Annotated in this window: 12 protein-coding genes and 2 pseudogenes; 8 read left to right on the top strand and 6 right to left on the bottom strand. The window is 70.4% G+C overall.

The genetic code is table 11. The features are described 5' to 3' along the window. Positions 1–85 precede the first annotated feature (85 nt). Positions 86–2,383, top strand: coding sequence for an ATP-dependent helicase HrpB (gene hrpB, locus ACZ5RK_RS03940; protein WP_464909747.1), 2,298 nt, complete (start codon positions 86–88; stop codon positions 2,381–2,383). On the opposite strand, the gene ACZ5RK_RS03935 is transcribed toward hrpB, so the two are convergent. After that, complete coding sequence (locus ACZ5RK_RS03935; protein ID WP_464909746.1) at positions 2,380–2,838, bottom strand: hypothetical protein; 459 nt, start codon at positions 2,836–2,838, stop codon at positions 2,380–2,382. The genes hrpB and ACZ5RK_RS03935 overlap by 4 nt on opposite strands. A gap of 49 nt (positions 2,839–2,887) precedes the next feature. Here ACZ5RK_RS03935 and ACZ5RK_RS03930 point away from each other — a divergent pair, with 49 nt between their 5' ends. The 7 genes and pseudogenes from ACZ5RK_RS03930 to ACZ5RK_RS03900 all read left to right on the top strand — a co-directional run bounded on the left by ACZ5RK_RS03930 (position 2,888) and on the right by ACZ5RK_RS03900 (position 10,803). Then, on the top strand, positions 2,888–3,280 hold the full coding sequence (locus tag ACZ5RK_RS03930; RefSeq protein WP_464909745.1) for an SCP2 sterol-binding domain-containing protein: 393 nt from the start codon (positions 2,888–2,890) through the stop codon (positions 3,278–3,280). Beyond that, on the top strand, positions 3,277–4,311 hold the full coding sequence (locus ACZ5RK_RS03925) for an alcohol dehydrogenase family protein (protein WP_464909744.1): 1,035 nt from the start codon (positions 3,277–3,279) through the stop codon (positions 4,309–4,311). Before ACZ5RK_RS03930 ends, ACZ5RK_RS03925 begins: the two co-directional genes overlap by 4 nt. A gap of 301 nt (positions 4,312–4,612) precedes the next feature. Continuing rightward, complete coding sequence (locus tag ACZ5RK_RS03920; RefSeq protein WP_464909743.1) at positions 4,613–5,635, top strand: LptF/LptG family permease; 1,023 nt, start codon at positions 4,613–4,615, stop codon at positions 5,633–5,635. Continuing rightward, positions 5,632–6,675 carry an LptF/LptG family permease gene (locus ACZ5RK_RS03915; protein WP_464909742.1) on the top strand — a complete coding sequence of 348 codons (1,044 nt, stop codon included), beginning with the start codon at positions 5,632–5,634 and terminating at the stop codon, positions 6,673–6,675. The genes ACZ5RK_RS03920 and ACZ5RK_RS03915 overlap by 4 nt, the downstream gene beginning before the upstream one ends. Then, positions 6,672–9,138 (top strand): annotated as a pseudogene (locus tag ACZ5RK_RS03910) (LPS-assembly protein LptD). The gene ACZ5RK_RS03915 and the pseudogene ACZ5RK_RS03910 overlap by 4 nt, the downstream one beginning before the upstream one ends. Then, complete coding sequence (locus ACZ5RK_RS03905) at positions 9,135–10,115, top strand: hypothetical protein (protein ID WP_464909741.1); 981 nt, start codon at positions 9,135–9,137, stop codon at positions 10,113–10,115. The pseudogene ACZ5RK_RS03910 and the gene ACZ5RK_RS03905 overlap by 4 nt, the downstream one beginning before the upstream one ends. Positions 10,116–10,119: 4 nt before the next feature. Beyond that, the gene (locus ACZ5RK_RS03900; RefSeq protein ID WP_464909740.1) at positions 10,120–10,803 is read left to right on the top strand and encodes an SDR family NAD(P)-dependent oxidoreductase; all 684 of its coding nucleotides are present in this window, start codon (positions 10,120–10,122) and stop codon (positions 10,801–10,803) included. On the opposite strand, the gene ACZ5RK_RS03895 is transcribed toward ACZ5RK_RS03900, so the two are convergent. From ACZ5RK_RS03895 to ACZ5RK_RS03875, 5 genes and pseudogenes are all read right to left on the bottom strand, one after another. Further along, complete coding sequence (locus ACZ5RK_RS03895) at positions 10,757–11,095, bottom strand: VanZ family protein (RefSeq protein ID WP_464909739.1); 339 nt, start codon at positions 11,093–11,095, stop codon at positions 10,757–10,759. The genes ACZ5RK_RS03900 and ACZ5RK_RS03895 overlap by 47 nt on opposite strands. Then, positions 11,095–11,487 carry a methylmalonyl-CoA epimerase gene (mce, locus tag ACZ5RK_RS03890; RefSeq protein ID WP_464909738.1) on the bottom strand — a complete coding sequence of 131 codons (393 nt, stop codon included), beginning with the start codon at positions 11,485–11,487 and terminating at the stop codon, positions 11,095–11,097. The genes ACZ5RK_RS03895 and mce overlap by 1 nt, the downstream gene beginning before the upstream one ends. A 52-nt stretch (positions 11,488–11,539) precedes the next feature. Beyond that, a pseudogene (locus ACZ5RK_RS03885) lies at positions 11,540–11,746 on the bottom strand (FAD-dependent oxidoreductase); the annotation flags it as partial. A gap of 23 nt (positions 11,747–11,769) precedes the next feature. Continuing rightward, the gene (locus tag ACZ5RK_RS03880; RefSeq protein WP_464909737.1) at positions 11,770–12,714 is read right to left on the bottom strand and encodes a 4Fe-4S dicluster domain-containing protein; all 945 of its coding nucleotides are present in this window, start codon (positions 12,712–12,714) and stop codon (positions 11,770–11,772) included. Further along, positions 12,714–13,781, bottom strand: coding sequence for a bifunctional 3-deoxy-7-phosphoheptulonate synthase/chorismate mutase (locus tag ACZ5RK_RS03875; protein ID WP_464909736.1), 1,068 nt, complete (start codon positions 13,779–13,781; stop codon positions 12,714–12,716). Before ACZ5RK_RS03875 ends, ACZ5RK_RS03880 begins: the two co-directional genes overlap by 1 nt. Positions 13,782–13,789 lie beyond the last annotated feature (8 nt).

The raw sequence follows: 13,789 nt of genomic DNA, 5'->3' as shown, positions 1-13,789 counted from the left end.
ACCACCCCATGCTGGCTTGGGCCAGCATGGGGGGTCCCTAGGCAGGCTTCCCCGAGCCAGTAACGCGCCGCAGCGAGGCCCAAAGATGCAACACGGCTGGCCGGACGAGGCGGTGGCCCTGCTCCTGAGGCGGGGCCGCCTCCTCCTCAAGGCCTACCCGGGGGCGGGCAAGAGCACCCTCTTCCCCCTCAGGCTCCTCTCCGCCCTCCCCGGGAAGGTGCTCCTCTTTGAGCCCAGGCGGGTGGCGGCCCGGGCGGTGGCGGCCAGGCTCGCCGAAAACCTGGGGGAGCCCCTGGGGGAGACCGTGGGCTACCGGGTACGCCTGGAGGGAAGGGAGAGCCCGAAGACCCGGCTTCTCGTGATGACCGAGGGCCTCCTCACCAGGCGCCTCCTGGAAGACCCCACCCTGGAGGGGGTCTCCGCCGTCCTCCTGGACGAGGCCCACGAGCGCCACCTGGAGGGGGATCTGGCCCTGGCCCTCCTCCTGCGCCTCCAGGAAACCCTCCGGCCCGACCTCAAGATCGCCCTCCTCACCGCCACCCCCGACCCGGACCTAGAGAGGGTCTTGAACGGGGCCACCTTGGAGGTGGAGGGAGAAGGGTATCCCGTGGAGGTCTTCCACCTGGACAGGCCTCCGGAAGGCCCCCTGGAGGCCCTCGCCGCCCGGTACGCCCGGAGGGCCTTCTTGGAAGGAGAAGGGGATGTCCTGGTCTTCCTCCCGGGGAAAGGGGAGATAGAGCGCGCCCGGAGGCTTCTCCAGGACCTCCCCGCCTTTCCCCTCCACGGGGGGCTTTCCTTGGGCGAGCAGGCCGCCCTCCTCAGGCCCGGGCCCAGGAAGATCGTCCTGGCCACCGACGTGGCCGAAACCAGCCTCACCCTGCCCCAGGTGCGCGCCGTGGTGGACTCGGGCCTCGCCAAAAAGCCCCGCTTTGACGCCCGGACGGGCCTCACCCGGCTGGCCCTGGTGCGCATCCCGGAGGAGTCCGCCAGGCAACGGGCAGGCCGGGCGGGGCGCACGGGGCCCGGGCGGGTCTACCGCCTCTACCCCCAAGGCCCCTTCCCCCCCAAAAGGCCCGAGGTCCTAGAGGGGGACCTCTCCCGGGCGGTCCTCCTGGCCCTGGCCTTCGGGGAAGGGCTGGACGAGCTTCCCCTGCCCACCCAACCCCCCCAGGGGGCCCTCGAGGCCGCCTGGCACCTCCTAAGAGCCCTGGGGGCGGTGGAAGGAAGGGCCCTCACCCCCTTGGGCCGAAGGATCCTCCACCTCCCCACCCACCCCCGGCTGGCCCGCCTGGCCCTGGAGGCCGAGGCCTTGGGCCTCCTTCCCCTGGCGGCGGACCTGCTGGCCCTCCTGGAGGAGGGAAGCCCCCTGGAGGAAGCCCACCTCCTTTCCCACCTGGAAGGCCTGCTGGAGGCCCGGAGGACGGGCCAAGGCCCCTTCTTACCGGTGGAAAGGGCCTCGGCCCTCTGGCGGAGGCGCCTTGGGGCACCGCCTCTGGAAAGCCTCCCGGAACCGGAGGCCCTGGGCGCCCTCCTCCTCGCCGCCTACCCTGACCGGGCGGCAGAAAAGGTGGGGCCCGGGCGTTACCGGCTGGCCACGGGGCGGGCCCTGCGCCTGGACAGCCTCGAGGGCCCGCCCTACCTGGTGGCCGTGGCGGCGGAGCTTGGGGAAAAGGAGGGATGGATCCAGCGCTTCGCCCCCCTCGCCCGGGAAGACCTCCTGAGGCGGGCGGAGGTGGCCCTCTGGACGGGCTGGGAGGAGGGGCGGCTTCGGGGCTACTTGGAAAGCCGCTTCGGAGCCCTGGTCCTGGAAAGGCTCCCCGTGGAGCCGGGAAGCCCCACAGAGGCGCACCTGAGGGAGGTCCTGAAGGAGGGCCTTCCCCTCCCCGAGGAGGCCCGGCAGGTCCTCCTCCGCCTCCGCTTCCTGAAGGCCCACGGGGTGGAGGTGCCCGTCTTCACCGAGGAAGACCTCCTGGCCGACCTTTCCTGGCTTCTCCCCTGGGCAGAGGGGGTGCGGCGGGTGGAGGACCTGACGGCCCTTCCCTGGAAGGAGATCCTCCTCGGGCTTCTGGGGGAGAAGCGAGCCCTTCTGGAGGCCCTGGCCCCGGAAAGGCTTCCTTTGCCCTCCGGGAGGCCAAAGCGGCTCCGCTACCGGGAAGACGCCCCGCCCCTCCTCTCCCTGAAGGTGCAGGAGGCCTTTGGGCTCAAGGAAACCCCCAAGGTGCTGGGAGGACGCCTGCCCGTGGCGGTGGAGCTGCTCTCCCCCGCGGGCAGGCCCGTGCAGGTGACCCAGGACCTGAAGGGCTTCTGGGAAAAACACTACCCCAAGGTGCGCCAGGAGCTCATGCGCCGCTACCCCAAGCACCCCTGGCCGGAAAACCCTTAGTGCCCCCGCTGCGCCACCCCGGGGGGCCCGGAGATGGGGAAGAGCTCCGCCCGCACCAGCGCGCGGGCCCTCTCCACCCAGAGGGGGTTGTCGTCCAGGTAGAGGGCTTCCCCGGGGGAAAGCCCCAGGGCCTCCAAGGCCCGGCGGAGAGCCTGGAGCTTGTCCGGGTGGTGGAAGGCGTCTAGGCCCGCGGGAGGGGGGAGGTCGGAAACCAGGTAAAAGGGTTCCGGGAAGGCCTGGTCCCGCCTCCGAAAGGCCTCCGGGTAAAGGCGGGAAGCCCCCGGGAACAGGGCCTCCAAGACCCCCGGGCCCTCCTCCTTCAGGCGGGGCAGGAGGCCGTAGAAGGCCTGAGAGAGGTAGAAGACGGGCTCTCCCGCAGCCTCGGAAAGAAGCCGGAGCAGACGAGGCTCCACGGGCTCGCAGTAGACCCCGGAAAGGTCCAGAAGGTAGACCACCTTCCCAGGCTACCCCAAAAGGCTTATACTCGGTGCAAAGGAGGAAGCCATGCAGCTCTTTGGGGAGGATTGGGCCCAGAGCTACTGCCGGAAGCTGAACGAAAGCGAGGCCTACCGGAAGGCGGCCAGCACCTGGGAGGGTTCCTTAGCCCTCGCGGTGCGCCCGGACCCCAAGGCGGGGTTCCCCAAGGGGGTGGCCGTGGTCCTGGACCTCTGGCACGGGGCCTGCCGGGGGGTGAAGGTGGTGGAAGGGGAGGCGGAGGCGGACTTCGTCATCGAGGCGGACCTCGCCACCTGGCAGGAGGTCCTGGAGGGGCGCCTGGAGCCCCTCGGCGCCCTCATGCGGGGCCTTCTGGAGCTGAAAAAGGGCTCCATCGCCGCCCTCGCCCCCTACGCCCAGGCCGCCCAGGAGCTGGTCAAGGTGGCCCGGGAGGTGGTATGAAGGCGGTGGTCTACAAGGGGCCCTTCCAGGTGGCGGTGGAGGAGGTGCCGGAGCCCAGGCTGGAAGCGGACACCGACGCCATCCTCGAGGTGGAGCTCGCCGCCATCTGCGGCTCGGACCTCCACATCTATCACGGCAGGATCGCCGGGGTCCTGCCGGGAACGGTCCTGGGGCACGAGTTCGTGGGGCGCATCGTGGAGAAGGGCCCCCTGGTGCCCTTCGCCCTGGGGGAGAGGGTGGTGGGAAGCTTCCAGGTGGCCTGCGGGGACTGCGCGGCCTGCCGCAAGGGCCAGTACTTCGCCTGCCTGCAAGGGGGGGTGTACGGCTTTGGCCTGGCCCTTGGGAACCTGCAAGGCGCCCAGGCGGAGCGGGTGCGGGTCCCCTTCGCCCGGCAAAGCCTCTTCCCCATCGGGGACCTGCCCGCCGAGGAGGCCATCCTGGCCGGGGACATCCTCACCACCGCCTACGGGGGGGTGAGGCCCTTCCTCACCCCCGGCATGAGCGTGGCCGTGGTGGGCTCAGGACCCGTGGGCCTCATGGCCCAGATGGTGGCCCACGCCCTGGGAGCGGGCCCGGTCTTCGCCATAGACCCCGAGGAGAGCCGCCTGGAAAAGGCCAGGGCCCTGGGAAGCCTCCCCCTCAACCCCAAGACCGAGGACCCTGTGGCCCGCGTCCGCAAGGCCACCGAGGGCCTGGGGGCGGACCTGGTGGTGGAGGCGGTGGGCGGGGAAGGGGAGGCCTTAAAGCTCGCCCTGCGCCTGGCGGGCCCCGGGGGGGTGGTGTCCAGCCTGGGGGTGCCCACGGCGGAAAAGGTGGACTATCCCTGGCTTCCCGTCTTCAGCCGGGGGATCACCCTAAGGAGCGCCCTCGCCAACGTCCCCCGCTGGATCGCCGAGGTCCTGGCCCTGCAGCGGGTGGGGCGGCTCAAGGGAAGCTTCGTCTTCAGCCACCGCCTGCCCCTGGAGGAGGCCCCCGAAGGGTACCGCCTCTTCCACGAGCGCCAGGCCACCAAGGTGGCCCTGGTACCCTAAAACGAAACCGGCCGCCCGGAGGCGGCTTATTTCCCTGACTTTTTTAGTCTACCACAGGTTGCCCCTATGTAAAGTGGTATGCAGGAAAACCCGTCCGGAAAGGGGGTTCTAAGGGGTTTGGCAGGAAAGGATAGAGCCAATCCCATCTAAGTGCCGGCGCGCCCCCGCCGCAGCAGGGGGTTTCCGACAGGGTGCGGAACGCTGGACGTGCACACCCAGGCGGAGCGCTTCGGCCTCCCCGTCATCCACGTGATCGCAGGGCCCTAGGCCCATTCTCATCCTCCGCCCGTATACTGCCCCCGTGCTGGGGCGCTACCTCTTAAAGGAGGTCCTCCTCCCTTACCTGGTGGGGGTTCTCCTTTTCGTGGCCCTCCTCACCTTTGACCTCCTCTCCAGCCTCTCCGGGGTCCTCCTGAGCCGGGGGGCGGGGGCGGAGGCCATCGCCCTCCTCATCCTCTACCGCCTGCCCTGGACCCTGAGCCTCGCCCTTCCTCTGGGCCTGGTCTTCGCCATCCTGGTGGGGCTTGCCCGCCTCATCCGCCACTCGGAGCTCAAAGCGGCCTACGCCGCCGGGGTACCCCCCCTCTCCCTCCTCAGGCCCCTCCTCCTTCTCTCCCTCCTGGTCGCCCTCCTCAACCTTTACAACCTGGCCGAGCTCCGGCCCAAGGCCCTGGAGGCCTACGACGGGGCCCTCTCCCGCCTCCTCTACGGGGAACGGGCCCCAAGCGGGATCCTGCGGCAACAGGTCTACGCCCTGGAGGGCTTCGGGGTCTACTACGCCGAGGAGGTGCGCCCCGAGGTGGGGCAGAACCGCCTTTTCGGCCTCCGGGTGGTGGACGAGAAGGGCCGGGTCTACAGCGGCGGGGAGGGGGTGTGGGACCGGGAGGGGTGGCAGTTTAGGGGGTACGTGCTGGAGGCCTCCCCCCTTGGGACAGGGCTTAGGCCCTTCCAGGGTCTCCTCCCCTTTCCCACCCTCTTCCGCCCCAAGGAAAGCCTGGGCTCCCGCGACCCCTACGACACCAGTACCCTGAAGGAGCTCTGGAAAAGGGGCGGGGTGGAGGCGGGAGCCCGTTTCGCCTTCCACCGCCGCCTGGCGGACGCCCTGGGGGGGTTCCTCCTGGGGGTGAGCGCCGCCCTCCTGGGGCTTTCCCTGAAGGAGGCCTCCTGGGCCTTTCTGGGGGTGGTGCTCCTCATCTTCGGTTACTACGTCCTCTGGACCCTCTCCGCCCAGCTCGCCCGCTACGACGTGAGCCCCCTTTGGGCCTACCTGCCGGACCTCTTCTACGGGCTCCTGGCCTCTGTCCTCGCCTGGAGGCTACGGTGAAGACCCTGGACCGCTACCTCCTCAGGGAGGCCCTGGGCCTCTTCGCCGGGGGGCTTGCCGTCTTGATCCTCCTCTTCCTGGCGGGGGCGGTCTACGAGGTCCTGGCCCCCCTGGTGGCCAAGGGGGCCGACCCCTACACCCTGCTCCTCTACCTCCTCTACCGCACCCCCGAGGCCCTGGTGCGGGGGGCGCCGGTGGCCTACCTCTTCGCCCTCCTCCTCCTCCTCTCCCGCATGGCCGAGGATGCGGAGCTCAAGGCCCTCCTGGCCTTAGGGGTCCGGCGGGAACGGGTGCTCCTGCCCTTCCTCCTCCTGGGAGGCGGCATCGCCCTCGCCGCCTTCCTCCTGGGGGAGGGCTTGGTGCCGAGGGCCTTGGCCCAGGGGCAGGACCTCCTCAGGCGGCAGGTTCTGGAAAGGCCCAGGGCCCTCCTCACCCCGGGGGCCACCTTCCAGGACGCCAAGGGTAGGGTGGTCTACGTGGGGGAGGTGAAGGGGGAGGAGATCGGCAAGCTCCGGGTGCTCTCCCGGGAAGAGGTTCTCCTGGCGGAGAGGGGCCGCTTCCAGGGAGGGGTCTTGCGGGTGGAGGAGGGCCTACGGGTCACCTACGAGGGGGACAGGCCCCGCACCCTGACCCGCTTCCGGCGGGGGGAGCTGGTCCTCAAGGACCTCACCTTTGAGCCCTGGCAGAACCCGGCGAACCGCATGACCCTCGCCGAGCTGGGGAAGGAGGTGGCCAGGCTTAGGGCCATGGGGGTGCGGGCGGGCCTCGAGGCCACCACCTACCACCGCCGCTTCGCCGAGCCCGCCTCGGCCCTGGTCTTCGCCCTCTTCGCCACCGGGCTCGCCTTCTACCTCCTCGGGGGGAGCCGGAGCCTGGGCCTGGTGGGGGTGGCCGTCCTCACCTTCTTCTACTACGCCACCTGGAGCGTGGGGCGCATCATGGGGGAGCAAAACGCCCTGAACCCCCTCCTCGCCGCCTGGGGGCCCAACCTCCTCTACGGGACCCTGGGCCTCCTCCTTTTCCTGGGAGGGCGGAGGTGAGGTGGCTTCCCGTCCTCCTCCTGCTCCTCCTCCCCGCCTTGGCCCAGGAAAGGGTGCTGAAGGTGCTGGAGGCGGACAGGCTGGAGCTTCGGGAGGAGGGGGGAGGAGGTCTTGGTGCTCACAGGAAGCCCGGTGCGCCTGGAAAGGGAGGGGGAGGCCCTGGAGGCGGAGCGGGTGGTCTACCTAAGGGGGAAGAGGCTTCTTGTCCTCTCGGGGAAGGTGCGCTACCGGGACCGGGAAGGCCGCCTGGTGGAGGCGGAGGAGCTCCAGGTGGACCTTTCCGACGAGAGCTTTGACGCCCTGGGGGTGCGGATAGAGGCCAAGGACCTCCTCCTCACCGGCCCCCTCTGCCAGCGGGCGGCGGGGGCCATCCTCCTGGAAGAGGGCTACGCCACCCCTTGCGCCTCCTGCGGCCAGGAGGTCCCCGACTACGCCTTCCGGGCAAAGGAGATCCTCCTCTACCCGGGGGACCGGGTGGTGGCCCGGGAGGTCACCCTCCTGGTAGGGGAAAAGCCCGTCCTCACCCTCCCCGTGCTCCTCCTCTACCTCTCGGAAAGGAGGCCCCGGCTGGAGGTGGGCCAGGACCAGGGGGGCTTCTACCTCAAAGGAGCCCTGCCCTACGTGAGCGCCTTCGGCCTGGGCTACACCCTCCTCGGCTACTACCAGGGACGGGGCTACGGCTTCGGCCTGGACCACTTCGGCACGGGAGAGGCCAAGGAGCGCTACTTCTTCTACCACACCCCCCCCGACACCTTCCAGTACCGGATGGAATACGAGCGGAAGCGCCAAGCCTTCTCCTTGTCGGCGCTTTTGGAGCGGGACGACACCAAGGAGAAGCTTTCCCGCTTCCGCCTCTCAGCCCTCCTCCCCGGCGCCCCCACCCCAGGGGACTGGCGCTACGCCCTGCGGCTCGAGGGCTTCCTGGACCACGACCCCGCCACCCCCCCGCCCCGCACCCTCCAGCGCCTCCCCGAGGTGGAGGTCCAGAGCCCCACGCTGCGGGAAGGCCCCTTCAGCCTCCAGGGAAGCCTCCAGGTAGGCCGCTACCTGGCGGAGACCAACCCCCTAAACCGCTCCGCCCGGGCCCTGGGCCCTTACGCCGAGGCGGGAAGGGCCCTCCTCACCCACAGCCAGACCCTGGCCCTCTCCCCCTGGCCCGGGGCCACCCTCCGGGCGGAGAACCGCTTCCGGGGCTTCTACTACACCACGCAAAACCCCGACGGGGAGTACGAGCGCCAGGTGGACTGGACCACCACGGCCAGCCTCCGCCAGGGCCTGGGGGGCGTAAGCCTGGAAGCGGGCTACCTGAGGAGCGTCCAGGAGGGGGAAAGCCCCTTCCGCTTTGACGCCCTTCCCCGCCGAAGGACCCACCAGGCCACCCTGGCCTTAGGCTTCCAGGAAAGGCCCCTCGGCCTCTCCCTCAAGGGAGGGCGGGACCTGGAGGGGGAAAAGTACCTCCCCCTGGAGGCCGAGGCCCGCCTCCAGGACCAGGGGTACAGCCTCCTCCTCTACCACAAGCGGGGCCTCGAGGGGGAAGGCCCCCTGGAAACCCGGGCCGAGGGAAGCCTAAGCCCCTACCCCTTCTCCTTGCGGGCGAGCCTCTGCTACGACCACCAAAAGGCCCGCTTTGACCCCCTCATCCTCCAGGGGGGGTACGCCCTCCCCGGGGGAAGCCTGAACCTCGCCCACCGCCACGGCCTGAACGGGGAAGGGGCTTTGGAAACCAGCCTCACCCTGGCCTACCGGGAAGGCCAGGACGCCTACACCCTCCAGGCCCGCCGGGACTGGCAGAAGGACACCCTGCAGGCCCTGGGGCAGGCCATCCTGGGCCCCCAAAGCCTCTCCCTCCAGGCCATCCTGGACCCGGCCGCCCTGGCCTACCAGGCGGGCCTCCGCTGGGGGAGCGCCCCCGGGCCCCTCTGGGACCTCCTCCTCTCCGGAAGGTACCAGGAGGGCTTCCGGGGGACGAACCTCCGCCTCGGCCTAAGCCAGGCCCTTCCCGAGGTGGGCTTCCGCCTCGCCGCCAACCTCCACCTCCCGGAAGTGGAGGACCGGGAAACCTACCTCAAGGACCTCACCTTCAGCGGCGGCGTGGAGCTTTGGGGACCCACCCCGCCCGAGGAAAACGCCCTTCCCGGCCTCGCCTTCTCGGGAAGCCTCACCTACACCAGAAGGCCCGCAAGCCCCGAGGGCTACGCCCTGGCCCTCAGGAACTTCGGCCCCACCCTCACCTTCCTGGGCCGGGAGAACACCAAGCTCCACTTGAGCGCCCTCCTCACCCAAAACCTCCCGGGCGAGCCCCTAAAGCCCAAGTTCCTCCTGGTCTTGGACCGTTGCTGCTGGGCCATGCGCTTCACCCTGGACGCGGGAAAGGGAAGCTTCGGCCTGGCCTTCCTCTACGGGGGGCAGGCGGCGGGCCTCCTCCTCTCGGAGGAGGGGGTGAAGCTGGGAGGTCCCCCGTGAGAAAGCTCTGGCCTCTGGTCCTGCTCCTCGCCGCCTGCACCGGCAGCCAGGAACCCCCCCTGCCCGCCCTGCTGGCCGCGGGGGATGGGAACGAGGTGCGTTTTTACCGGGCCCAGGACCTGCAAGGGGGCACCGCCACCCCCGTGTCCACCTGGCCCGCCCCCGGGCTCCAGGACCTGGCCTACGCGGTCCCCTTCCAAAGGCTCTACCTCCTCTTCCCCGACCGGGTGGAGGCCTACGACACCTCGGGCTTCACGGAAAGCGCCGCTCCCCAACCTCCCCCCACCACCTTCCCCCTCCCCGCGGACTGCACGGGGGGGTACCTGCGCCTGGGGCAGAACGCCCTCCTCGCCCACTGCCCCGGGGCGGCCCGGGCCTTCCTCTCCCGCCTGGACGGGAGCGGAAGCCTCCTGGAGGCCGACCTCACGGGCCTGGGCCCCTCGACGCGCCTCGCCCTCCTCCCCCAGGGCGCCCTGGACCTCCTCGCCTACCTGACCCGGGAGGCCCTGGGCTTTCGCCCGGCCCAGGACCCCACGGGAACCCCCGCCCTGGAGAAGCCCCTGACCCCCGCCCTGGACCAGGCCCCCTTTGACCTCCGGGCCGACGGGGCCAGGGGGAGGCTTCTGGGCCTGGGGAGCCCGGGCCTCGAGGCCCGCCTCTACACCCTCCAGGGGGAGGCCCTGGGAAGCCAGAAGGTCCTGGGGGACTTCTTCGGCACCCCCCAGCTTGCCCTGGACCCGGTGGCGGGCCTTGCGGTCTACGGCCGGGGCTTCCAGGTCCTGGAGCCCAGACCTTCCGGGGTGCAGGAGCCCTACGCCGACTTCTCCACCGGCCTGGTGGGCCAGGACGGGTACCTGTACCTGGCCTCCGGAAGCCTCCTTTACGTTTACGACCTCGTCCCCTCCCCTCCCCAAAGGGTGGCCACCCCTTCCCTGGGCTTCACCCCCAAGGCCCTGGCCTTCCTCCCCGTACAATGAGGCCATGCTGGAAGGAAAGGCCTTCCTCATCACCGGGGCGGGCGGGGCCCTGGCCCGGGCCCTCATCCCCGCCTTCCACAAGGCGGGGGCCAGGCTCTTCCTCTCGGACCCCAGGCCCGAGCGCATGGCGGAACGGGCCGAGGCCGTGGGGGCTAGGACCTTCGTCGCCGACCTCACCAAGCTGGAGGAGGCCCTGGCCCTGGGCCGCTTCGTGGAACGGGAGGCCCCCCTCTACGGCGTGGTCCACACCGTGGGGGGCTTCGCCGCCGGGCGCTTTTTGGACTCCGACCCCGGGCTTTACGACTGGATGCTGGACCTGAACCTCCGCACCACCTACAACCTCCTGAGGGCCGTCCTCCCCTACATGGAAGGGCGGGGGGAGGGGTTCTTCGCCGCCTTCGCCGCCGGACCCGCCTGGACGGGAACGGGCCCGGGAAGGGCCCTCTACGCCATGGCCAAGACCGCCCTGGCGAGCCTCCTAAGGTCCCTGCAGGGGGAGATAGAGGGGGTGCGCTTCCTCTTGGTCTACCCCATGGGCACCCTGGACACCGAGGCCAACCGCAGGGCCATGCCCGAGGCGGACTTCTCCCGCTGGATCGCCCCCGAGCTCGTGGCGGAGATGGTGGTGGAGGCAGCAGGGGCTAAGGGCGGGAGGCTTCTGGAGCTTCCCATCTACCCGCCCCTCTAGCCCCAAAGTAGGCCCCGAGGAAGTCGGCTAGGAGGTCTAAGCCGAAGGCCTCCCGCCCGGGGACGAGGCTCTGGTGCCCCTCGTCCACCACGCCGTAGAGGGCGGCGAGGAGGAAGGCCGGGAGGAAACGCCCAAGGCCCCGCCGCCAAAGGGCCCCCAAAAGGGCGTAGGCCAGGAAGTGGGCGAGCTTGTCGTAAGGGTGGGGAAGCCCAGCCCCCGGTGCGGGCCTATCGGAAAGCCACCACAAGACTCCCATCCACAGGAGGGCGAGGAGGAGGTAGGGAAGGCGCACTACGCCTCCACCAGCTCCCAGAGCGTCCCCAGGCCGAAGGCGGGGTGGACGAAGGCCACCCGGTGCCCCCCGAAGCCGGGCCTTGGGGCCTCGTCTATGAGCCTCGCCCCTTCCGCCTTAAGCCGGGCAAGGGCCTCCTCCAGCCGGGGGGTGGCGAAGGCCAGGTGGTGGAGCCCGGGGCCCCGCTTGGCCAGGAACCGGCCCACGGGGGTCTCGGGACCCAGGGGAAAGAGGAGCTCCAGGAGGGTCTCCCCTTCCCCCCCAAGGAGGGCCACCCGCACCCCCTGGGCGGCCACCTCCCCCTCCGCCACCACCTGGAAGCCCAGCCTCCGGTAGCGGGCCTTGGCCTCCTCCAGGTCCTCCACGGCGATGCCCACGTGGTGGAGCCGCATGGGGCTATTCTAGCCCCTCCAGCACCCCCTTGGCCGCCTGAGGCGCCCGCCCCTGCCGGGCGAGTGCCACGGAGTCCCGGATCCCCAGGCGCTTTTGCTCGGGGGAATCCACCGGGAAAAGCCCCCCGAGGGACCAGAAGGCCTGCCCGCCCAGGTAGGGCTCTTCCAGGAGGAGGACCCGCTTGCCCCTTTGGGCCACCTCCGTGGCCGCCACAAGGCCGACAAGCCCCCCGCCCACCACCACCAGGTCGGCGTCCATAGGTGGAGGGTATTATACCCGGTTCAAAGATCGTACCAGGGGGGCCGGCCCCGGAAGAGCTCCAGCTCCTTCCCCACCTCCTCCTTGGGGGCCTCCTCGAGGCGGATCACCTGGGGCGGGCAGCTCTCCACGCAGGCCCCGCAGCCCGTGCAGGCCTCCACCTTAAGGTAGAGGGCGTACTCCTCCCCCTCCCGCACCCGCCGCACCGCCTCCGTGGGGCAGACGTTGGTGCAGACCGGGCAGAGGGTGCACCCCTCCTCCACCCGGATCCGGGGCCAGCGGGCCTCGGGGGCGCGGTCTGCGGCGAGGCGCCTCAGGCGGAGTTCGGCGGGGAGCCCCTCCTCCCTCTCCTCGAGGGCGGGCAAGGGGAGCTCGGGGACCAGGTCGGCGGCGGTGCGCTTGGCGCTCCCCAAAAGGGCCTGGAAAAGCTCCCGCCTTCCCACCCTTTCCCCGGGAAGCTCCCCCGCCACCACCTCCACCTCCACCGGGAAGTAGCGCCGCGCCTCCTCGGCCACCCTTTCCAGGTGCGCGGGGACCTCGGGCCCGCCGATTCTGCAGCTTTCGCACTCCCCCCGGGCGAGGACCACCTTGCCGAAGCGGCTTCCCCCCTCGGCCAAAAGCCCCGGGGTGAGGCGCCCCAGGCAGAGCACCTCCTCCCCCTTCCCCTCGGCCTTGGAGCACCTTAGCTTCCCCTTCCCCCGGATCAGGGCCTCCTGGATGGCCCCCAAAGGGTACTCCAGGGCGATGCCGGGGCAGACCCCGGTGCAGAGGCCGCACCCCGTGCAAAGCACCTCGTCCAGCTCCACCCGCCACCCTTCCAGCCGCACCGCTCCCCTGGGGCAGACCTGGTAGCACCGGTCGCACCCCCCCACGCTGTTCTTGTAGAGGAGGCAGCGGGCCTCGGTGTAGCGGGGCCTGGGGTCCGTGGCCTTCAAGAAGGCGTTCAGGAGGTTGTCCAAAAGGCCCATCAGCCCTCGGGGAGGAGGTCCCGGATGGCCTCCAGGAAGCGCACGAACTGGGCGAAGTCCAGCTGCTGCTGGTTGTCGGAGAGGGCCACCTTGGGGTTGGGGTGGACCTCCACGTGCACCCCGTCCGCCCCCACGGCCAAGGCCGCCCGGGCCAGGGGGGCAAGGAGGTCCGTGCGCCCGGCGGCGTGGGTCACGTCCACGATCACGGGGAGGTGGGTCTCCTGCTTGGCCAGGGCCACGGCGGAGAGGTCCAGGGTGTTCCGCGTCCAGCGCTCAAAGGTGCGGATGCCCCGCTCGGCCAGGATCACCTGCTCGTTCCCCTGGGCGAGGACGTACTCGGCGGCGTAGAACCACTCCTCCATGGTGGCGGAAAGCCCCCGCTTGAGGAGGACGGGCCTCCCCGCCTTTCCCACCTCCTTGAGGAGGGCGAAGTTCTGCATGTTGCGGGCCCCGATCTGGAGGATGTCGGCGGACTCCGCCACCACCTCCACGTCCCGGGTGTCCATGACCTCGGTGACGAAGACCATGCCGAAGGCGTCCGCCGCCCTCCGGCCGAGCTTAAGCCCCTCCACCCCAAGGCCCTGGAAGCCGTAGGGGCTGGTCCTCGGCTTGAAGGCCCCGCCCCGCAAGACCTTTACTCCCCGGGCGGCAAGGAAGCGGGCCGTCTCCATCATCTGCTCCTCGCTCTCAATGGAGCAGGGCCCGGCGATGAGGAGGGGCTTCTCCCCGAAGACCACGCCCTTCACCCGTACCCGGGTGGGCTCGGGCTTGTGCTTCCTGGAGTAGAGGAACCTCTTCTGGTCCTGGCGCTCCTCGAGGTCCAGGCTCGCCTGGAAGATCTCCTTGAAGAGCTTCCTTATGGTCTCGTTGGGGAAGGGGCCGGGGTTTTCGGCGGTGAGGTAACCGAGCATCTCCTCCTCCCGCTTGGGATCGTAGTGGGGAAGGCCGAGCTCCGTCTGGATCCGGCCGATCTCCTGCACCAGCCTCCCCCGCTCGGAGAGGAGCCGGAGAAGCTCCCGGTTCACCCGGTCCACCTCTTTACGCAAGGCCAGGATGCGCTCGTCCATGGGCTATT

The organism is Thermus kawarayensis JCM 12314 (genome assembly GCF_055393575.1).
This window is presented reverse-complemented; position numbering and strand designations above follow the sequence as displayed.

Excerpts from the sequence above, each read along its gene's own strand:
- ACZ5RK_RS03900 (WP_464909740.1), top strand. The coding sequence starts at position 10,120 with ATGCTGGAAGGAAAGGCCTTCCTCATCACCGGGGCGGGCGGGGCCCTG.
- ACZ5RK_RS03880 (WP_464909737.1), bottom strand. The coding sequence starts at position 12,714 with ATGGGCCTTTTGGACAACCTCCTGAACGCCTTCTTGAAGGCCACGGAC.
- mce (WP_464909738.1), bottom strand. The coding sequence starts at position 11,487 with ATGCGGCTCCACCACGTGGGCATCGCCGTGGAGGACCTGGAGGAGGCC.
- ACZ5RK_RS03925 (WP_464909744.1), top strand. The coding sequence starts at position 3,277 with ATGAAGGCGGTGGTCTACAAGGGGCCCTTCCAGGTGGCGGTGGAGGAG.
- ACZ5RK_RS03875 (WP_464909736.1), bottom strand. The coding sequence starts at position 13,781 with ATGGACGAGCGCATCCTGGCCTTGCGTAAAGAGGTGGACCGGGTGAAC.
- hrpB (WP_464909747.1), top strand. The coding sequence starts at position 86 with ATGCAACACGGCTGGCCGGACGAGGCGGTGGCCCTGCTCCTGAGGCGG.
- ACZ5RK_RS03930 (WP_464909745.1), top strand. The coding sequence starts at position 2,888 with ATGCAGCTCTTTGGGGAGGATTGGGCCCAGAGCTACTGCCGGAAGCTG.